The sequence below is a fragment of the Flavobacterium tistrianum genome, assembly GCF_003254545.1.
Taxonomy (GTDB): domain Bacteria; phylum Bacteroidota; class Bacteroidia; order Flavobacteriales; family Flavobacteriaceae; genus Flavobacterium; species Flavobacterium tistrianum.
This window is the reverse complement of record NZ_QJRH01000060.1, coordinates 120094-138995: the sequence shown is the minus strand read 5'-3', so window position 1 is coordinate 138995 and position 18902 is coordinate 120094. Positions and strand designations below refer to the sequence as shown.

Below are 18902 nucleotides of genomic sequence, written 5' to 3'. Positions count from 1 at the left end.
ATTATATGTTTAAAAAAGTTTTAGTTGCCGAAGATTTAGACAGTATCAGCCTTGCAGTTGTTCAAGTCCTTGAAGAGTTAAAAGTTTCCGTAATTCATCATGTGAAATATTGTGACGAAGGTTTGCTTAAAATTAAAAAAGCATTGGCAGACAAAGAACCTTACGATTTGCTCATTACAGATCTATCATTTAAATCGGATCATAGAAAAGTCAATTTAAACAGTGGCGACGAACTTATTGATGCCATAAATAAAGTCCAGCCCAATATAAAAAAGATAGTTTTTTCTATAGAAGACAAAAGCTATAGAATTAAAACTCTTTTTAACGAATTGGGTATTAATGCTTACGTATCTAAAGGAAGAAATAGTATTGCTGAGCTAAGAAATGCTATTGAAAGCACATTTAATAATGAAGAAAAAATACTTTCTTCTGATTTGTCTTTTAATTTTAATGACAAAGCTTTAATTGAAATCGAATCTTATGACATATCTATTTTAAAACTTTTGTCGCAAGGGTACATTTTAGAAAGCATTTCTAAAGAGTTTAAAGATCTATCTATAACGCCAAACGGAACAAGTAGTATTGAAAAAAGAATCAATAAACTGAAAATTTACTTCAAAGCCAACAATAATGTACATTTAATTGCCATTGCAAAAGATTTCGGTCTGGTGTAATTTTTATGGCGCTTTACGGGTTTCCGTAAGGATTACACTTTTGATAACGCTAAATTTGTGATAATCTACTAACTAACCATGAAACCAAAAAGTAAAGCTAGTATTATATTCTCCAAAATTAATACTACACAAAATAAAATTATTATGAAAACAATGTTACTTTGCCTTTTTTTATCAATTAGTTTTGCCTTTGTTTCTGAAAAAACAGGCTGGCTAGAAATTGATTGGAAATTAATATTTATTCCAGCATTATTAGTATTGCAAATTATAATTATAGGAACTGCTCTAAAAAACCGATACAAAAAACATTAATTTATTTTAAGAAGGGCTTGATTATTGCTGGAAAAGAAAATTCGTATCTTATTCCATTAATTTTTTTACATGAAAAAAAATCTCTGCCTCGTCCTATTATTCTTCACATTTTTATCTTTTGCACAAACCAAAGTTTTATCTTGGAATATTGAAAACTTTGGAAAATCTAAATCAGATACTCATCTAAATTATATCGCTAAAACAATTTCCAATTACGATATCATTGCAATTCAAGAAGTTGTTGCTGGAAACGGCGGCGCGCAAACTGTTGCAAAACTCGCATCAATACTTAATGAAAAAGGAAGTAAATGGGATTACAAAATAAGCGCCCCTACTTCTAGCAGCAGTTATAAAACGGAACGATATGCATTTATTTGGAAAACCCATAAAGCCAAATTAAAAAACAAACCGTGGCTAGAAAAAAAATTCAGCTCAGAAATTGATAGAGAACCCTATTATGCAACTTTCGAGATCAATAAAAAGACTATCACACTAGTTAATTTTCATGCCATAACACAAAAAAAGCAACCCGAAACTGAAATCAAGTATTTCAAATTTCTCCCAAACGAATATCCCGATTTAAATCTCGTTTTTTTAGGTGATTTTAATTGTCCTGAAAAGCATTCCGTATTTAATCCGTTAAAAAAGATGGGATATGCACCTGTATTAAAAAATCAAAAGACAACACTCAAGCATAAATGCAAAAATAATATTTGCCTTGCGTCTGAATTTGACAACATATTTTATAATATAACAAGTTTAAAAGTGTTCAATTCTGGAATTGTCAAATTTTACGAAGATTTTGATTCACTTCAGGACGCGAGAAAAGTATCTGACCATATTCCTATTTGGTTTGAATTTTCTTTAAACTAATTTAAGTTTTAAGTTTCTTCTTTCTGGCCGCTGGAAACAAAACATTGTTAAGAATCAACCTATATCCCGGAGAATTAGGATGCAAATCTAAAACCGTAGGCGGATCTCCAACCTGATGCTGAAAATCTTCTGGATCATGTCCGCCAAAAAAAGTAAACATACCCTTGCCTTTTTCTCCATGAATATATCTTGACTCGCCGTTTAATTCGCATGTTCCCATAATCAAGATATTCGATTTTATCAATGAAGTATCAAATGACGTTGTCTGCCCCATAAAACCTTTCACCAATTGCGTATGATTTTGACATAACATACTTGGAATCGGATCCCATTTTGCAGAAAATTCCATTAAAGTAAAATAATCTTTCTCCATTAATATTCTCCTTTTTGTTGTCATATCGATGTCTGAAAACTCATAAACTTCAGGTCTTCTTTCTAAAGTAAAGTTTTTGAAAGCAAATGAATTATTATAATTTAATTTTGACTGATAATTCGGTTCACTTGGATCTCCGTCAAACATAGATTCACAAATATCTACACCATCGGCAGCAAGTGCAATATCAAAACTATCTGTTGCAGAGCACATCGCAAACATAAAACCTCCGCCAATAACAAAATCTCTAATTTTTTTTGCGACCGCTCCTTTTTCCTGAGATACTTTTGCATATCCCAATTTTGCAGCCAACGCTTCAGCATCCTTTTTTTGATCAATATACCAAGGCGTATTTTTGTAAGCAGCATAAAATTTTCCGTATTGCCCGGTAAAATCTTCATGATGCAGATGCAGCCAATCATACATTAATAATTGGTCACTTAGAACTTCTTCATCATAAATTGGCGTAAACGGAATTTCGGCATAAGTCAAGACCAAGGTCACAGCATCATCCCACGGTTGTTTGCCTTTTGGAGTATACACTGCTATTTTAGGCGCTTTTTCTAAAATCACCGATTCCATATTTTGAGAAGGACTCGAAATTTCATTTAGAATAGAAGCTTGTTCGCTATCTGAAATTACTTCAAAACTAACTCCTCTAATTTTACATTCTTTCCTGATTTCATCAGCATCCGGAAGTAAAAAAGAACCTCCTCGATAATTTAAAAGCCAACTTGCCTTATAATCTCTGCTCAAACACCAATAAGTAATTCCGTAAGCTTTTAAATGATTTTGCTGCGTCGTTTCGTCCATCGGTAGTAATATAAACGAAGCTCTTGAACTAAATGTGGCTAATAGTATAAAAAGGCAGAATAAACTCTTTTTCATCAGAAAATTATTTTAGTAAAGATATAAAAGGCGGCAACAAAAAAAGAATGCTTGTTGTCTTTTATGGCATAATAGAATGTTAAAAAAACGCGAGAATAAGATTTTAAACAACTTAAAAACAGGTAAAAACACCTATTCTTAGGCAGAATATTCTTTCTACATTTGCTATCCCAGGTTCATCAAACTAATCGCCGTAAAAATAACCACATTATGAAGCTTAATGATAGTAAAAACCAGCAAAAGGGCCTGAATGTAATTCAGAAAATAGGTTTATGTGTTCTTGTGATAACAATTATATTATATTATGTATTGTCTATTCAATTTTTGACAGCCTAATTTCTTTTAGATTGTTAAAACTGCCAATTCATTCTGAATAGCATAAACAACCAATCCAGCAATATTTCGAGATTCTGTTTTAAGCAGCAAATTATTTCTATGTCCTTCGATTGTTCTGGGACTTAGAAAAAGATGTTCTGCTATTTCTGCGGTAGTTTTCTGCTGGCAAATTAATTGTAGAATTTCGATTTCTCGCGGTGAAAGAAAATTGGTCTCTAAACCGCCTCTTGTATTTTTAGGAGAGACTATAGTTTCTTGAATTGTTTTTAAAACATTTTCGTTATAATAGAATCCTTTTTTGGCAACTTCGTTTATTGTATGAATTAAATCTTTTGGAGTGGTATTTTTTATTAAGTACGCTACTGCACCAACTTGTATCATATTTGCAATAAAAGATTTGGTATCATAACTAGTCAATGCAATAATCTTAATATCAGGAAAAAGTTTTTTAATAATTTTAGTGGCTTCGACTCCGTTTAAGACCGGCATCTTTAAGTCCATTATTATAATATCTGGTTTTGTTTCTCTTTCGTTTAACTGCGAAATAAGCTCATCGCCATTTGAGGCTTCAAAAATCACATCTATATTTTCTTCTCTCTGTAGTAAAAAAGAAATTCCTTTTCGAAACAAAATTTCATCATCGACTAGGGCAATTTTTATAGCAGCATTCATCTTATTTGTTTTTGGTCGTTTAATTTGGTTTGTCGAAATTACAAAATATGATTTAGAAAAAGTCTAAATACCCCCATTTATTGACTAAAAACCTTAATAAAACACATAATTCTACCTAAAAAGTAAAATTTACAACAATACCGTTATTAATTTCAGAGTTAATTTCTATTGTTCCCTGTAAAAATGAAATGCGGCTATCAATATTTTTCATTCCTAAACCTTTCTGATTTTCTACATTCAAACTATCAAAACCAACGCCGTTATCTTTATAATCACAAGTATTAATTCCGTTTATACTAGCAAATGAAATCCAAATTTCTGTTGCTTTTCCATGTCGAATCGAATTATTCATGAGTTCCTGCAGAATCCTGAAAACATGCAAATGTCTATCTATATCTTTTTCATCAAAATCAATTTCGTTTTTATAATGCGTTTTTACCGATTTACTGCTTTCAAATTCTCCACATAGTTCTTCTATACCTGCACTTAAACCAAATTTTTCAAAAACAGGTGGCAATAAATTATGCGCAATTTTTCTAGAATTGTCTAGTGCCTTTGTTGTCAAAGCAATTATATTTTCGGTAATTTCTGCGGTTTCAGCCTCAGTTAAGTTTGGCGCTGTAAGCAAATGGCTGTTTAAGGAAACAATGTTTAGTTTTGAACTGATATCGTCATGAAGATCTTGCGCAATCCTTTTACGTTCTTCCTCTTGGGTAACAATAATAGCATGTAGCTGTTCTTTTTGGTATCGAAGTATTAAATCTATTTTCTCTAGTTCTTTCTGAATGATTTTTTTTCTAGAAAAATAAAAGAATATAATTAATGCGACCGCAACAATTATAAAAAACAAAGAGATATATAATATTATGGCTACGAGTTCTTTCTCAGGAATACGACCTGCATTCATATCTTTTTTTATATTATATAATTACAAACTAGTTTTGCAAACTTTCCTTTTTTGAAAAACTTACTTTCCATTCGAATAAAATAATCAAATAATAAACTATCAATAAAAAAGCATTTAACTGCCAGCTTAGATATTTCAAATCTGCACTTAATCCTGTAGAAAGATTGCCAATTAAAAATAACACTGTACTAGCTAACAAATAAAAAACTACTCCCATAGTTATATAGTAATACTTTTTATTTTCTGTCAGCATATTATAAAAATGGACTAGTGCAAAAACAACAATCAGCAAAGAAGTTAAAGTGATTTCGAATAAATTAAATTTTAAGAACTGACTTGAATCTATCAAAAATTGCGCTAATAAAATTAATAAAGCAATTATCAACGAAGTCTTGACGAACATTTTTTGGCCCTTATGATAAAATAGTGAATTATAAAAAAGTCCTAATATTATCATTTGTCCTATAAAAAAAATATTTACGAGAAATAAATTATTCATACCTAAATGGTACACCAACTCCATTGAAAATTGCAACACAGTTGAAAAAGCCAAATAAGAGACAAAAAAAACATTAGCTTTTTCCTTTTGGAAAAAGCTAAATGTATATAATACAAGATTAATCAATAGAATCAAATAACTTGAATATATTAAAAAATCATCCATTCTTGAAACTTGTTTAATTAATATGGAGGACTTGGTCTTGCACCATCGTATACTACCTCATCACCACCATTATCATCACAATCTACTCCATCACCTGTGCCATAAACATTGTTCCATTTTCCAGTTTCCTTATCATATTCGGCTCCTACAAAAAGTAATGTTTTTTCTTTTTGATCGTTTATACCTAAATAAGCCCAAACAGCTTCTGTCTCAAGCTTCAGTACTTTTTCTAAACTTTCTCTTGGTATTAAGAAAGCTTTTACTTTGTTCTTGGCGTCTTCGATTGAGGTATCATCATGATATCTCTTTTCCCACTCGTTTGCAGTTGCTACAGGAATCTGAATAGGTCCTGGAAAAGTTTCTTCACTCATAATTTAAAATTTGTTTATTGGTTAATAATTTAAAAAAATTAATAGTTTGTAATTGGTTTAGCTAAACTACAGATTTTAATTAGAAAATTAACATTTAAACATAAAAAAAGCCTTAAAAATAAGGCTTTTCGATTTTTTTAGAATGGAACATCGCTGTCGTCATCGTCATCATTTAAATTACTTCCGAATGCTTCATTGGCTGAAGGCAGATTATTAGTAATAAACGGACTATCATCATGATTCATTTTAGAAGGCAAATCATCATAGTTTCCTGAAAATTCATCAAGATTATCAAATTTTCCTAAGTGTCCTAAAAATTTCAAACGAATATTTTCGATACCACCGTTACGGTGTTTTGCGATCATAATTTCAGCTTGGCCAGCAGTTGGCGAAGCTTCTTCATCATCCCATTCCTCAATTTTGTAATATTCTGGTCGGTATAAAAACGAAACGATATCGGCATCCTGCTCAATTGCTCCAGATTCACGAAGATCCGAAAGTAAAGGTCTCTTACTAGAACCACGCGTCTCAACGGCACGCGATAACTGAGAAAGTGCAATAACTGGAACGTTAAGCTCTTTTGCCAAAGCCTTTAAGTTTCGAGAAATTGTCGAAATTTCTTGCTCACGATTTCCTCCTCCTTTAGCATTTCCTCCTGCAGTCATCAACTGCAAATAATCAATAATGATAATTTTAATACCATGCTGCGATGCCAAACGACGGCATTTTGCTCTTAAATCGAAAATAGAAAGTGAAGGCGTATCATCAATAAATAGAGGTGCTTTCTCTAAATCTTTTACTTTAGTACTCAACATGGTCCATTCATGAGGCTCTAATTTTCCTGTACGCAATTTTTCTGAAGACAATCCAGTTTCAGAAGAGATAAGCCTTGTAATTAACTGAACAGATGCCATCTCAAGAGAGAATAAAGCTACTCCATGCCCGTATTGAATAGCAATGTTTCTGGCCATAGAAAGGACAAATGCCGTCTTTCCCATCGCTGGTCTGGCCGCGATAATAATTAAATCACTTGGCTGCCATCCAGACGTTAGCTTGTCCAAATTATGAAAACCAGTTTCTACACCACTTAATCCTTCTTTTTTAGAAATCTCCTCAATTTTCTTTTTAGCTTGCAAAACTAAACTCTGCGCAGTTTCAGAGCTACGCTTGATATTTCCTTGCGTAACTTCGTATAATTTAGATTCAGCTTGATCCAATAAATCAAAAACATCTGCACTTTCATCATATGATGCTTCAATAATTTCTGAAGAAATTCTAATCAAACTTCTTTGAATAAATTTTTGAAGAATAATACGCGAGTGAAATTCGATATGCGCCGAAGAAGCAATTTTCTGCGTAAGCTGAATCAAATAAAAATCTCCACCCGCTAAATCCAACTTTCCATTTTTCTTTAACTGAGTCGAAACTGTTAAGATATCGATTGGCTGAGTTTCAGTAAAAAGCTGCAGAATCGCTTCAAAAATATGTTTGTGTGCGTCTTTGTAAAAAGCTTCGGCCTGCAAAATATCAATTACATCATCTACCCCTTTTTTATCAATCATCATCGCACCAAGTACAGCCTCCTCCAAATCAAGAGCTTGTGGTGGCAACTTTCCTTTTTCTAAGTTGATAATTGTGGTTTTGTCGACCTTAACAGGGTTTAAGTTTTTGAAATTTTCCATATAGCGAAAGTAGCAAAATTTAAAAAAAATCTGCTATCTAGTTATAACTAATAATTGTTTATAAATAATTCTGATTTGTTCATAACCAAAAAAAAATCCGAAACTGTAAGGCTTCGGATTTTAAGTCTTTTTTTATGAACTTACTCCTTATACTCGCCCATATTACTGTATTTGTCCATTCTTTGGGCAATTAAATCAGCTGTTGATAAGTCTTTCAATTCATTATATCCTTTAGTGATGTATTCTGCAACCGTTTTGAAAGTTGTTTCACGGTCGTAGTGCGCTCCTCCTAGTGGTTCTGGAATCACATCATCAACAAGTTTTTGTTTTTTCATGTCAGAAGAAGTCAGTTTTAAAGCTTCAGCTGCACGCTCTTTGTACTCCCAGCTTTTCCATAAAATAGAAGAGCAGGATTCTGGAGAAATTACAGAGTACCAAGTATTTTCTAACATGTAAACACGGTCTCCAACACCAATTCCTAAAGCTCCACCAGAAGCACCTTCACCTACAATAATGGTAATGATTGGCACTTGCAAACGAACCATTTCGAAGATATTTCTAGCAATAGCTTCACCTTGCCCTCTTTCTTCAGCTTCAAGTCCTGGATATGCACCCGGAGTATCTACCAAAGTAAGAACTGGAATTCCGAATTTCTCAGCCATTTTCATCAAACGCAAAGCTTTACGGTATCCTTCTGGATTAGCCATACCAAAATTACGGTATTGACGTGTTTTAGTATTAAAACCTTTTTGCTGACCGATAATCATAAACGATTGTCCGTTTATTTTACCAAGACCACCAACCATTGCTTTATCATCTTTAAAACCTCTATCTCCATGAAGCTCTAAGAATGTGTCTCCACAAATTGCTCTGATATAGTCTAAAGTATATGGTCTATTTGGGTGTCTTGACAATTGTACCCTCTGCCAAGCCGTGAGGTTTTTGTATATATCTTTCTTAGTTTGCTCTAATTTCTTGTTGATTTCCTTGCACGTTGGCGTTACGTCAACGTCAGATTCTTTTCCAATAATAACACACTTTTCTAACTGTTCTTCAAGTTCTTTAATTGGAAGCTCAAAATCTAAATATTCCATGGATTTTTGAATTTTGTTTGTAAATCGAACCGCAAATATAAAAATATTATATCATTGGCGAAGTTAATTGTTATTTAAAGTATAAAAATGCATTTTAATAATAAGGAAACTATTACAAGTTTTCTTTCTTGTTCTGATAATGTTTAAAAACACCATTTAGAATAACTGTTATGATAATTATGACTGCTCCGATGTAAAATTCGACACTCATTTTTTCTTTTCCTCCCAAGATGAAATAAGCTAAAACAATTCCGTAAACTGGCTCTAAATTGGTGGTTAACATTACAGTATACGGCGTCAATCTCTGCATTACTTTTACCGAAGCCGTAAACGCATATGCTGTACAGATTGAAGATAAAATCAATAATAAAACCCAATTATTTAAAGACATCTGGAAGAAATCTGCCGTAAATTTTCCTTGAAATAAAAAATAAATTGTAATGAAGAAAACTCCCGCTCCAAATTCATAAAATGTAATTACCGAAGGTTCATGATCTGATATTAATTTTCCATTCATTAGCGTAAATAAAACTCCTAAAATAATGGCCGCTAAGGCATAATACACACCTTCGAGATATTTTATTTCAACCTGAAGAATAAGTCCTAAACCGGCAATTATTACAAGTCCGAAAAGAACTTCATACCAAAGCACTTTTCTTCCATAAAATAATGGCTCTAATAAGGAAGCAAAAAATGCTCCTAATGAAAATATGGAAAGCGTAATTGAAACGTTGGAAACATGGATTGCCCTAAAAAAGAAAATCCAATGAAGTGCAATCAATAATCCGACAAAAATTAATTTGAAAAATTCTTTTACTGGAACCTGAAAAGACTGCTTTTTGTAAGCAATAAATCCGCCAAGAAAAATCATAGCAAGTAGCATTCTGTACCAAACCAAATTTTCGGCATCAATTGTAATTAAAGCGCCCAAAATGGCTGTAAAACCCCAGATAAAAACAATTAAGTGAAGATTTAAATAACTTTTTAAATTATCGTTTCGCATTACGTAATAAATAAACTGCTAAAATTCCGAAAACAATATTCGGGAACCAGACAGCTAATAAAGGTGAAAATGTAGATTTTTCAGCAAGCGTACCAAAGATTTTGTCAAAGAATACAAATGAGAATGCGATTGCAATTCCGATGGCAAGGTTCATCCCCATTCCGCCACGACGTTTCATAGAAGAAACCGAGACTGCAATAATAGTCAAAATAAATGCTGAAACTGGTATGCTATATTTTTTATAAAGAACAACCAAATAGGTATTGATATTCCCAGAACCTCTTTTTCTTTCTTTTTCAATAAAATCAATTAATTTACCTAGAGTAAGAGTTTCTGCAATATATACTACTGGCGTCAAATCAGCCAATTCAAATTTAAAAGGCACATTTCTTTCAGGATATTTTTCAATCACATCATTCAACTCTCCTACTGTCCTTTTTGTATAATCGTATAAAACGTAAATCTTCTTTTTAGGATCCCATTTAATACGGCTTGCGGTAATTTTGTAAGTTAATTTTTCATTTTCAAAATGTTCTAAAGAAAAATTGAAAGCTGTTTTCGATTCTTCATTAAAACTATTTACAAAAATAAAATCATGGTCATTAATCTGCCTGAAAACATTGGTATTTTCTCCACGCATTTCAGCCTTCCCATTTCCCTTTAAATAAGTATATCTAAAATTATTATAGCCTTCACTTGCCGCAGGAACAATAAAAAATCCCATAAGCAATACAAAAATTGAAACAATTGTTGCCCCAATAATATAAGGACGCAAGAAACGAGTAAAGGAAATTCCAGAACTCAAAATGGCAATAATCTCTGTATTATTGGCTAATTTTGATGTAAACCAAATCACCGATAAAAACAAAAATATCGGGAATAGCGAATTAATAAAGTAAATTGTAAAGTTGTAATAATAGAAAGCAATATCGCCAAACGGAATCTTGTTTTCAAGCATTTTGTTCACCTTTTCAGAAACATCAATCACAATTCCGATCGGTGCAAACAAAAGCAACATGACAGAGAAAGTTCCCAGATATCTTTTTAAGATGTATTTATCTATTATTGTTAACATAGATTTTTTGTTTCAAGTTTTTCTTGTTTCAGGTTTCAAGTTTGTTAGATTCGATTCTTACCAGAACCTGAAACTTGAAACCTGAAACTTAAAACTCCTTAAAGTCTTTGACTCATATTTTTAACCATCATTTCTTTCCATGGTCTAAAATCGCCCGCTAAGATATGTTTTCTAGCTTCACGAACCAACCACATATAAAAACCAAGATTATGAATGGTAGCAATCTGTTTTCCTAAATATTCGTTAGCAGCAAATAAGTGACGTAAATATGCTTTTGTATATTCTGTATCAACAAAAGTGTGCCCCATTTCATCAATTGGAGAAAAATCGGCTTCCCACTTTTTATTCTTGATATTAATTGTTCCGTTTGCCGTAAACAGCATTCCATTTCTTGCATTACGAGTTGGCATAACACAATCGAACATATCAATTCCTAACGCGATATTTTCCAAAATATTAATCGGAGTACCAACCCCCATTAAATAACGAGGTTTATCTTCAGGGAGAATTTCGCAAACTACTTCAGTCATAGCGTACATTTCTTCAGCTGGTTCACCAACAGAAAGTCCTCCAATTGCATTTCCTTGCTGACCAGCATTTGCAATATATTCAGCCGATTGGCGACGAAGATCTTTGTAAGTACTTCCTTGAACAATTGGGAAGAAAGTTTGTTCGTAACCATATTTATAAGGCACTTTTTCCAAATGATTGATACATCTATCTAACCAACGATGCGTCATATGCATAGAACGCTGTGCATAACGGTAATCGCAAGGATAAGGCGTACATTCATCAAAAGCCATAATAATATCGGCACCAATTGTACGCTGAATTTCCATTACATTTTCTGGCGTAAAAAAGTGGTACGAACCGTCAATATGCGATTTGAATTTTACTCCTTCTTCCTTAATTTTTCTATTTGAAGAAAGAGAATATACCTGATATCCGCCAGAATCGGTCAAAATATTACGATCCCAGTTCATGAATTTATGCAATCCACCCGCTTTTTCCAAAATTTCGGTTTGCGGACGCAGATACAAATGATAAGTATTTCCAAGAATAATATCTGGATTGATCTCTTCTTTCAATTCACGCTGATGCACTCCTTTTACAGAAGCAACAGTTCCGACAGGCATAAAAATAGGAGTTTCTATAACTCCGTGATCTGTAGTAATGCTCCCCGCTCTAGCTTTAGACTGCGGGTCTTTTTGTAATAAATCAAACTTCATAAATTCGTTTTTCTCCCGACCGTACGGGACGGCAAAGATAGTTTAATTTAAGGAAATTTTATTAATTAGAAAATTTGTCAATCAGAAATTTATATAATGTTTTCTTAAATTCTAATTTTAGATACTAAACCCTATAATTTAGATAGATTAAAAAAAATGTAAATACTAAAACTTTTTATCTATTAAAATATAAAGATCAAATTATCAGAATTTTATAACTTTATACAACAAAAATCATTTGTTTTATAATCTTAACATTGATATCATGATAAATTCAGAAGACAAAAGCCCAAAAGAAAATGAAATAGAAAAAAATCTGGAAAATCTAAATTACCCATCAAACGAGGATATTTATAATCGCGAAGACAAATTAGAAGATATTGACCCAGAAAGCATTTCAACTGACAGAACCATCACCCAAAACAATAACGAGTGGAAACAAAACAGCGACAAAATCGGAAATGATTTGGACATTCCAGGTGCTGAGTTAGACGACGACCAAGAAGAAATAGGTTCAGAAGATGAAGAAAATAATTATTATAGCGAAGGAGACACAGAATAAATAAATTCTCTTTCTTTATTCGCACATAAAAGTCTTGCAGAAATGCAGGACTTTTTTGTTTTGCTTAAAATTGTAAAAAAACTTACAAAGAATCGAAAGTCAAAACATCCTTTACATTTTTTATAATGTAAAAAAAATAGTAAAATTTAACAATTGCATTGCAACTAAAGCAAAAAATCATTTGTCTCCCCGCAAAATAACGATTACTTTTGCTCCAGTTTAACTTTTACATATAAAATGAAGCCTAACACACAACAATTAAGCGATTTAACGATCCAAGTAAGAAGAGATATTCTTAGAATGGTACATGCTGTAAACTCTGGACACCCAGGTGGTTCTTTAGGTTGTACTGAATTTTTGGTTACATTATATCAAAATATAATGGACCGCAAAGAAGGTTTTGATATGGACGGAATTGGAGAAGATATCTTTTTCCTTTCAAATGGTCATATTTCTCCAGTATTTTATAGCGTTTTAGCGCGCAGCGGTTACTTTCCAATTTCAGAACTTGCTACTTTTAGATTATTAAATTCTCGTTTACAAGGACACCCAACAACTCATGAAGGTTTACCTGGAGTTCGTATGGCATCTGGTTCATTAGGACAAGGTTTATCTGTAGCTTTGGGAGCAGCTCAAGCTAAAAAATTAAACAAAGACAATCATCTAGTTTATACTTTACACGGAGATGGAGAATTGCAAGAAGGTCAAAACTGGGAAGCTATTATGTATGCTTCTGCTAAAAAAGTAGACAACATTATTGCAACAATTGACGTTAACGGAAAACAAATTGACGGTACAACTGACGAAGTTTTGGCAATGGGAAGCCTACGTGCAAAATTTGAAGCTTTTGACTGGGATGTTCTAGAAATTGCAGAAGGAAACAACATTGATGCTATTATTGCTGGTTTAACCGATGCTAAATCAAGAACAGGAAAAGGAAAACCAGTTTGTATTTTGTTACATACAGAAATGGGTAATGGCGTAGACTTTATGATGCACACGCACGCTTGGCATGGTAAAGCTCCAAATGATGAGCAACTAGCAAATGCATTAGCTCAAAACTACTCTAAAGATCAAGTTGATTACTAAAAAAAGCTTTAAGCCATAAGCATTAAGCACTAAGCCTATTGCATATAGCCTATTGCGTACAGCAAAAAAACAAAAATGAAAAAATACGAAAATACAGGAAGTAAAGATACTCGTTCTGGTTTTGGAGCGGGAATGACTGAATTAGGTCAAAAAAACGAAAATGTTGTGGCATTATGTGCTGACTTAATTGGATCACTAAAATTTGATGAATTCAAGAAAAATCACCCAGAGCGTTTTTTCCAAATCGGAATCGCTGAAGCTAACATGATCGGAATCGCTGCAGGTTTAACAATTGGAGGAAAAATTCCTTTTACAGGAACTTTTGCTAACTTCTCTACTGGTAGAGTTTACGACCAAATTCGCCAATCTGTTGCTTACTCAGATAAAAATGTAAAAATCTGCGCTTCTCACGCTGGTTTAACTTTAGGAGAGGACGGAGCAACTCACCAAATCCTAGAAGATATTGGATTAATGAAAATGTTGCCAGGAATGACTGTAATCAATACTTGCGATTACAACCAGACTAAAGCGGCAACTATTGCACTAGCTGATCACCATGGACCAGCTTATTTACGTTTCGGACGTCCAGTTGTAGCAAACTTCACTCCTGCTGATGAACCATTCGTAATTGGAAAAGCAATTCTATTAAATGAAGGAACTGATGTAACTATTATTGCAACAGGGCACTTAGTTTGGGAAGCTCTTATTGCTGCTGAAAAATTAGAAGAAAAAGGAATTTCTGCCGAAGTAATCAACATCCATACTATTAAACCTCTTGACGAAGAAGCTATCCTTAAATCGGTTGCTAAAACAAGATGTGTAGTTACTGCAGAAGAGCACAACTACCTTGGAGGTCTTGGAGAAAGTGTTTCTGGAGTATTAGCTTTAAACAATCCAACTCCACAAGAATTTGTAGCAGTAAAAGATAGTTTTGGTGAATCTGGAACTCCAGAGCAATTAATGGAAAAATACAAACTAAACAATCAAGCGATTGTCGAAGCTGTAGAAAGAGTAATCAAAAGAAAGTAATTTTTAATTTTTCTCACTTTATAAAAAAAGCCTCGAAATTTACATTTCGAGGCTTTTTGTTTTGTTCTTATGCGAATATAATCTTAATACCAAGACAAATTAATAGATACTGAAGGCGCTGGAGCTACAGCAACAAGAGTACAAACCAATGGTCCTGAAATAGCAAAATTCGGATACCAAAGATTAGGACTAGTAGGAGCAGGCGGTTGAGACCAACTTGACAGTAGAATTGTTTGAGTTCCACTTATCGCCGTATAAGTATATATATGAGGAGTTGACCAAGCAATGCTAGCAGGTGATGCAGAAAAATCACTAGTTAAATTTCGCGCATTACCGGCTTCTTTCCAAGTACATCTCCATGTAGAACATGATCTATATTGTAAAATAGAGCGAATAAACATTTTACTAGATTGAAGTCGATCATTAAGGTAAACTGTTTCATTAAATAAATCGACAACATGCCTTAACCTGCTTCCACTATAATTCATTTCTTCAGATGCAAAAGTTCTAATCCCATTTTCGTTAGGAATTAAATTTTTTGCAGTCGAATTCGCTATTGGATTTGACAAACTCAACAAACTTCCATAAACTTTCAATTTATCTTTCTGAGCAACAAGCTCATTAGATGACTTATTAGCATCATCTTCTGAAAGCAGATAAAAAGTACGCTCATTAAGCCAAATCACCTTACCATCTACTTTAACTTTCAAATCAGAATTCAAAATTGCTTTTAAAGCATCTGAATAAACCAATCTTGTAGCTGGTACAACATCTTCTTCTATACCTTCAGAATTATCAGATGTATTTAATAACGATTCTAATTTCTTAGAAGAAATCCATTTTTTAAGTTCATCGTTACTTAAAAGTGCTAAATCAGAATACTCTTTAACAAAAGACTCTTCATTTTTAAATGACAACATTTTACCATCTAAAACGGAAGCTGAATTCTCTACAGAGGAAACTTCTTGATTTACCTGATCTTCACTACTACATGATAAAGCAGTAAGCACTAAAAACAATGCAATTAATTTTTTCATTTTTGTAAAATTTTAATATTATTCTTTCAAATATATAATTATAAGAAATAAAATACTTACGTGATTCCGTAAAACACAAGAATAAATCTCACAAAACAACAAATAATTAATAATCAACACTTCACTACCCATTTCCAAAGCATATCGTTTGGAATTTTAGATAAAAAAATCCCCGAAATATAAATTTCGGGGATTTTCATATTAGCTTTTAATTCTTATTTCTTTTGATAAGGATACGTTTTATCCAAATGTATTCTTAATCTTCCAGGTTTAGTATAATCTTCTGGAACAAATTTAGCAGGATTTGTAATTGATTCAGGTTTTGTAGGATCAGTTAATCCTCCGCTTGGTCTACTAGGAATTCCTCTTGGTTCAGTTTCATCAACATTTGGCGTAGTAGCATCATCCGTCATTGGATCCCAAGGATAATAGTTTCTTATTCCAAAATAGAAAGGTGACCCATCTAATGTCCCCCAACCTATCTGATCACTAGGCTTTGTAAGTTCAAATCTAGTTGTATAACCATCTCCATCATCATCAAAATCTAAAAAGTCGGGAATTCCATCTTTATCAGTATCTTCTATTTTATCATCTGACAAAGTAGGATATCTTGCAGTATCTCTCGGATCATAAAGATACCCATCACCATTAAGATCTTCCAAATAACTTGGAACACCATCGCCAGCTTTTGTTTGCGTAGAGGCATTGTACTCAATATCAGATCGCTTTAAAGCTAACAATTTAAAGCTAAATACTAAAGGAGCATATTGAGGAATACCCGCTGGAGGATTTCCATAATATGCCAATCCTGAAGGCAAAAACATTACTCCAGCACCATAGCCATCATATGTAAAACTTCCATCAGCACCAGTGGGATTACGAGTTCCTACTCTAAATTGAGGCATAATCTCAGGCCAACCATCTATAATAGGTGCAGAAACATAAATATCTAAGTTAAAATTACGCTCAACTCCATATGAACTATCAAACTGCTTATTATCTAAAAATGTTCCCGTGTATGAAACTGTAACCTCATCAAAATTACATGGCCTCTCACCAACACCTTCTCTAAAACTTAAATAATAAACTTTATAATCGACACCACGACTAGAAACAGGTCTAATTCTCAAAGGATACTCTTGCTGATCCCAAATAGAAATTTGAGTTCCTCCTGCAGGAATTTTTTCTATTTTAACATCAAAAGTCGTCTTATCTACAACAATATAATTAGTCTTTAAAAATTTTTCAATTGAATCATTATCTGCTTTATACTGCACAGCATAATCCCTTAAAGGAACCACTACCGCCTCATCATCATCCTTTTTATTACAAGAAACGATGGCAAGACCAGCAAGTAACAAAACAAAATAATATTTAAATTTATTCATTATTATCATTTTTTTAGGTGCGCAAGATACAATATTGATTTATTTTTGTAAAGAATTTAACTTGGATTTTAGAAAAATTATGAGAATAGATAAATACTTGTGGTGCGTTCGTTATTACAAGACCAGAAACATGGTTACTGAAGCTTGCAAAAAGAATCAGATCACTGTAAATGGGCAGATTGCAAAACCTTCAAAAGAAGTTTTTCCTACAGACCGAATTACGTTTAGAAAAGATCAAATTACACAAATTATAACAGTTTTAGACATTCCGCAAAATCGCGTTGGAGCAAAGTTGGTAGATATTTATCAAAAAAACGAAACTCCACCTGAAGCTTTTGCTCACTTAGAAATGCTAAAACTATCTAAAGAACACTCTAGAAGAACCGGTGCAGGACGTCCGACCAAAAAGGACCGAAGAGACATTGACGATTATGGAGACGATTTTTATGATGACGAAGACGAAGATCATGATGAAAATTAAATTTCAAAACTCAAATTCCAAATACGATAAATTTGAATTTCACAATTTCATTCTTGCTTCGCAAAGTTTGGAATTTGGAATTTTTAAAATTGGAGTTTTAAATTATTTATCTTAGCAAAAAAAATACACCATGAGCAACAATATAATCTTGACCAATCAAGAAATCGAACATAAAATAAAACGTATCGCTTACCAAATTTACGAGACTTTTGTAGACGAAGACGAAGTTGTTATTGCCGGAATTGCTTCTAACGGATTTGTTTTTGCCGAAAAAATTGCTTCGGCACTTAGCAGCATTTCTACCTTAAAGGTTTCCATCTGCGAAGTCAAAATAAACAAACAAAATCCGCAAGAAGCGATACAAACTTCATTGAGTACTGAAGAATACAAAAACAAAGGATTGGTACTTGTTGATGACGTCTTAAACTCAGGCACTACATTAATATATGCTGTTCGTCATTTTTTAGACGTTCCGCTTAAAAAATTCAAAACAGCAGTACTTGTTGACCGAAACCATAAAAAATATCCAGTAAAAGCCGATTTCAAAGGAATTTCACTTTCAACTTCTTTATTAGAGCATGTTCAAGTAGTTTTCAATTCAGAAAATGGCGATTATGCTTCTTTAAGCTAGTATTTCTAAAATATCCTGAACCGTTTCTTCGACAGATTTATCATCTACCGAAACTTTATGTTTTGCTTGATTGTAGTAAAAACTTCTGTCGAATAAATGTTTCGCAATAAACTCTTTCATTTCTTCCTCATTCATATTTGCAATCAAAGGACGTTTGCTTTTGTTATGCACCAATCTATTATATAATGTATCAATTGATGCCTTTAAATATATAGACACCACATCTTCACCTTTTAATAATTCATGATTATTAGCATAACATGGAGTTCCTCCTCCTAATCCGATAATATTATTTTCAGAAGATTCTAGTAATTCGACAAACATTTGGTGTTCTAATTTTCGAAAATACACTTCTCCGTGCTTTTCAAAAATCTCATTTATGGATAAATTTGCTCTTTCTTCGATACATTTATCCAAATCTAAGAACGGAATATTTGTAATTTTTGACAAATTTTGGGCAATTGTTGACTTTCCGCAACCCATGTAACCTAACAGTACAATTTTTTTCATATTAATAAAACCTTATAAACTA

General features: G+C 32.8%; 21 protein-coding genes. 8 read left to right on the top strand and 13 right to left on the bottom strand.

What is annotated here, in order from left to right:
• Window positions 1-5: 5 nt before the first annotated feature.
• The 3 genes from DMB71_RS03835 (at window position 6) to DMB71_RS03825 (ending at window position 1859) form a co-directional block, all read left to right on the top strand.
• Window positions 6-674: a response regulator gene (locus DMB71_RS03835; protein ID WP_111363846.1), complete on the top strand. Its 669-nt coding sequence runs from the start codon at window positions 6-8 to the stop codon at window positions 672-674.
• A gap of 78 nt (window positions 675-752) precedes the next feature.
• A complete protein-coding gene (locus tag DMB71_RS03830; protein ID WP_111363844.1) occupies window positions 753-986 on the top strand; it encodes a hypothetical protein in 234 nt (77 codons plus the stop codon).
• A gap of 69 nt (window positions 987-1055) precedes the next feature.
• A complete protein-coding gene (locus tag DMB71_RS03825) occupies window positions 1056-1859 on the top strand; it encodes an endonuclease/exonuclease/phosphatase family protein (RefSeq protein WP_111363842.1) in 804 nt (267 codons plus the stop codon).
• A 1-nt stretch (window position 1860) separates the two neighbouring features.
• Here DMB71_RS03825 and DMB71_RS03820 read toward each other — a convergent pair whose 3' ends face one another.
• The 10 genes from DMB71_RS03820 to tgt form a co-directional block, all read right to left on the bottom strand.
• Entirely contained in the window at window positions 1861-3120 is a 1260-nt protein-coding gene (locus DMB71_RS03820; RefSeq protein ID WP_111363841.1) for an asparagine synthetase B, read from the bottom strand.
• Window positions 3121-3462: 342 nt separating this feature from the next.
• Complete coding sequence (locus tag DMB71_RS03815; protein WP_111363839.1) at window positions 3463-4128, bottom strand: response regulator transcription factor; 666 nt, start codon at window positions 4126-4128, stop codon at window positions 3463-3465.
• Window positions 4129-4243: 115 nt separating this feature from the next.
• The gene (locus DMB71_RS03810) at window positions 4244-5035 is read right to left on the bottom strand and encodes a sensor histidine kinase (protein WP_111363838.1); all 792 of its coding nucleotides are present in this window, start codon (window positions 5033-5035) and stop codon (window positions 4244-4246) included.
• Window positions 5036-5063: 28 nt separating this feature from the next.
• Window positions 5064-5699, bottom strand: coding sequence for a hypothetical protein (locus DMB71_RS03805; protein ID WP_111363836.1), 636 nt, complete (start codon window positions 5697-5699; stop codon window positions 5064-5066).
• Window positions 5700-5716: 17 nt separating this feature from the next.
• Window positions 5717-6070, bottom strand: coding sequence for a hypothetical protein (locus DMB71_RS03800; RefSeq protein WP_111363835.1), 354 nt, complete (start codon window positions 6068-6070; stop codon window positions 5717-5719).
• A gap of 137 nt (window positions 6071-6207) precedes the next feature.
• Entirely contained in the window at window positions 6208-7752 is a 1545-nt protein-coding gene (gene dnaB / locus DMB71_RS03795) for a replicative DNA helicase (protein ID WP_111363833.1), read from the bottom strand.
• 140 nt (window positions 7753-7892) lie between these two features.
• Window positions 7893-8846, bottom strand: a complete 954-nt coding sequence (locus DMB71_RS03790; RefSeq protein ID WP_111363832.1) for an acetyl-CoA carboxylase carboxyltransferase subunit alpha — start codon at window positions 8844-8846, stop codon at window positions 7893-7895.
• A 112-nt stretch (window positions 8847-8958) separates the two neighbouring features.
• Window positions 8959-9849: a DMT family transporter gene (locus DMB71_RS03785; RefSeq protein ID WP_111363830.1), complete on the bottom strand. Its 891-nt coding sequence runs from the start codon at window positions 9847-9849 to the stop codon at window positions 8959-8961.
• The gene (locus tag DMB71_RS03780) at window positions 9836-10924 is read right to left on the bottom strand and encodes an LptF/LptG family permease (RefSeq protein WP_111363828.1); all 1089 of its coding nucleotides are present in this window, start codon (window positions 10922-10924) and stop codon (window positions 9836-9838) included. Before DMB71_RS03780 ends, DMB71_RS03785 begins: the two co-directional genes overlap by 14 nt.
• Before the next feature lie 98 nt (window positions 10925-11022).
• Window positions 11023-12153 carry a tRNA guanosine(34) transglycosylase Tgt gene (gene tgt, locus DMB71_RS03775; RefSeq protein ID WP_109190358.1) on the bottom strand — a complete coding sequence of 377 codons (1131 nt, stop codon included), beginning with the start codon at window positions 12151-12153 and terminating at the stop codon, window positions 11023-11025.
• 265 nt (window positions 12154-12418) lie between these two features.
• Here tgt and DMB71_RS03770 point away from each other — a divergent pair, with 265 nt between their 5' ends.
• The 3 genes from DMB71_RS03770 (at window position 12419) to DMB71_RS03760 (ending at window position 14833) form a co-directional block, all read left to right on the top strand.
• Entirely contained in the window at window positions 12419-12715 is a 297-nt protein-coding gene (locus tag DMB71_RS03770) for a hypothetical protein (RefSeq protein ID WP_111363827.1), read from the top strand.
• Window positions 12716-12952: 237 nt separating this feature from the next.
• Window positions 12953-13804, top strand: coding sequence for a transketolase (locus DMB71_RS03765; RefSeq protein WP_111363825.1), 852 nt, complete (start codon window positions 12953-12955; stop codon window positions 13802-13804).
• A gap of 75 nt (window positions 13805-13879) precedes the next feature.
• Window positions 13880-14833 carry a transketolase family protein gene (locus DMB71_RS03760; RefSeq protein WP_111363824.1) on the top strand — a complete coding sequence of 318 codons (954 nt, stop codon included), beginning with the start codon at window positions 13880-13882 and terminating at the stop codon, window positions 14831-14833.
• A gap of 83 nt (window positions 14834-14916) precedes the next feature.
• On the opposite strand, the gene DMB71_RS03755 is transcribed toward DMB71_RS03760, so the two are convergent.
• Entirely contained in the window at window positions 14917-15870 is a 954-nt protein-coding gene (locus DMB71_RS03755; protein ID WP_111363822.1) for a hypothetical protein, read from the bottom strand.
• 215 nt (window positions 15871-16085) lie between these two features.
• Window positions 16086-17267, bottom strand: coding sequence for an FKBP-type peptidyl-prolyl cis-trans isomerase (locus DMB71_RS03750; RefSeq protein ID WP_239452920.1), 1182 nt, complete (start codon window positions 17265-17267; stop codon window positions 16086-16088).
• Window positions 17268-17337: 70 nt separating this feature from the next.
• Between DMB71_RS03750 and DMB71_RS03745 the strand changes: the two genes are divergently transcribed.
• Entirely contained in the window at window positions 17338-17739 is a 402-nt protein-coding gene (locus DMB71_RS03745) for an RNA-binding S4 domain-containing protein (RefSeq protein ID WP_111363819.1), read from the top strand.
• A gap of 130 nt (window positions 17740-17869) precedes the next feature.
• Window positions 17870-18370: a phosphoribosyltransferase domain-containing protein gene (locus tag DMB71_RS03740; RefSeq protein WP_111363817.1), complete on the top strand. Its 501-nt coding sequence runs from the start codon at window positions 17870-17872 to the stop codon at window positions 18368-18370.
• On the opposite strand, the gene DMB71_RS03735 is transcribed toward DMB71_RS03740, so the two are convergent.
• Entirely contained in the window at window positions 18362-18880 is a 519-nt protein-coding gene (locus DMB71_RS03735) for a shikimate kinase (RefSeq protein WP_111363816.1), read from the bottom strand. The two genes, DMB71_RS03740 and DMB71_RS03735, sit on opposite strands and share 9 nt — an antisense overlap.
• Between the last annotated feature and the right edge of the window lie 22 nt (window positions 18881-18902).

What these genes read in the sequence shown, in the direction of transcription:
- DMB71_RS03740 (WP_111363817.1), top strand. Translation starts at nt 17,870, where the DNA reads ATGAGCAACAATATAATCTTGACCAATCAAGAAATCGAACATAAAATA.
- DMB71_RS03810 (WP_111363838.1), bottom strand. Translation starts at nt 5,035, where the DNA reads ATGAATGCAGGTCGTATTCCTGAGAAAGAACTCGTAGCCATAATATTA.
- DMB71_RS03800 (WP_111363835.1), bottom strand. Translation starts at nt 6,070, where the DNA reads ATGAGTGAAGAAACTTTTCCAGGACCTATTCAGATTCCTGTAGCAACT.
- tgt (WP_109190358.1), bottom strand. Translation starts at nt 12,153, where the DNA reads ATGAAGTTTGATTTATTACAAAAAGACCCGCAGTCTAAAGCTAGAGCG.
- DMB71_RS03780 (WP_111363828.1), bottom strand. Translation starts at nt 10,924, where the DNA reads ATGTTAACAATAATAGATAAATACATCTTAAAAAGATATCTGGGAACT.
- dnaB (WP_111363833.1), bottom strand. Translation starts at nt 7,752, where the DNA reads ATGGAAAATTTCAAAAACTTAAACCCTGTTAAGGTCGACAAAACCACA.
- DMB71_RS03755 (WP_111363822.1), bottom strand. Translation starts at nt 15,870, where the DNA reads ATGAAAAAATTAATTGCATTGTTTTTAGTGCTTACTGCTTTATCATGT.
- DMB71_RS03760 (WP_111363824.1), top strand. Translation starts at nt 13,880, where the DNA reads ATGAAAAAATACGAAAATACAGGAAGTAAAGATACTCGTTCTGGTTTT.
- DMB71_RS03785 (WP_111363830.1), bottom strand. Translation starts at nt 9,849, where the DNA reads ATGCGAAACGATAATTTAAAAAGTTATTTAAATCTTCACTTAATTGTT.
- DMB71_RS03790 (WP_111363832.1), bottom strand. Translation starts at nt 8,846, where the DNA reads ATGGAATATTTAGATTTTGAGCTTCCAATTAAAGAACTTGAAGAACAG.
- DMB71_RS03830 (WP_111363844.1), top strand. Translation starts at nt 753, where the DNA reads ATGAAACCAAAAAGTAAAGCTAGTATTATATTCTCCAAAATTAATACT.
- DMB71_RS03735 (WP_111363816.1), bottom strand. Translation starts at nt 18,880, where the DNA reads ATGAAAAAAATTGTACTGTTAGGTTACATGGGTTGCGGAAAGTCAACA.
- DMB71_RS03815 (WP_111363839.1), bottom strand. Translation starts at nt 4,128, where the DNA reads ATGAATGCTGCTATAAAAATTGCCCTAGTCGATGATGAAATTTTGTTT.
- DMB71_RS03820 (WP_111363841.1), bottom strand. Translation starts at nt 3,120, where the DNA reads ATGAAAAAGAGTTTATTCTGCCTTTTTATACTATTAGCCACATTTAGT.
- DMB71_RS03805 (WP_111363836.1), bottom strand. Translation starts at nt 5,699, where the DNA reads ATGGATGATTTTTTAATATATTCAAGTTATTTGATTCTATTGATTAAT.
- DMB71_RS03825 (WP_111363842.1), top strand. Translation starts at nt 1,056, where the DNA reads ATGAAAAAAAATCTCTGCCTCGTCCTATTATTCTTCACATTTTTATCT.
- DMB71_RS03745 (WP_111363819.1), top strand. Translation starts at nt 17,338, where the DNA reads ATGAGAATAGATAAATACTTGTGGTGCGTTCGTTATTACAAGACCAGA.
- DMB71_RS03835 (WP_111363846.1), top strand. Translation starts at nt 6, where the DNA reads ATGTTTAAAAAAGTTTTAGTTGCCGAAGATTTAGACAGTATCAGCCTT.
- DMB71_RS03750 (WP_239452920.1), bottom strand. Translation starts at nt 17,267, where the DNA reads ATGATAATAATGAATAAATTTAAATATTATTTTGTTTTGTTACTTGCT.
- DMB71_RS03770 (WP_111363827.1), top strand. Translation starts at nt 12,419, where the DNA reads ATGATAAATTCAGAAGACAAAAGCCCAAAAGAAAATGAAATAGAAAAA.
- DMB71_RS03765 (WP_111363825.1), top strand. Translation starts at nt 12,953, where the DNA reads ATGAAGCCTAACACACAACAATTAAGCGATTTAACGATCCAAGTAAGA.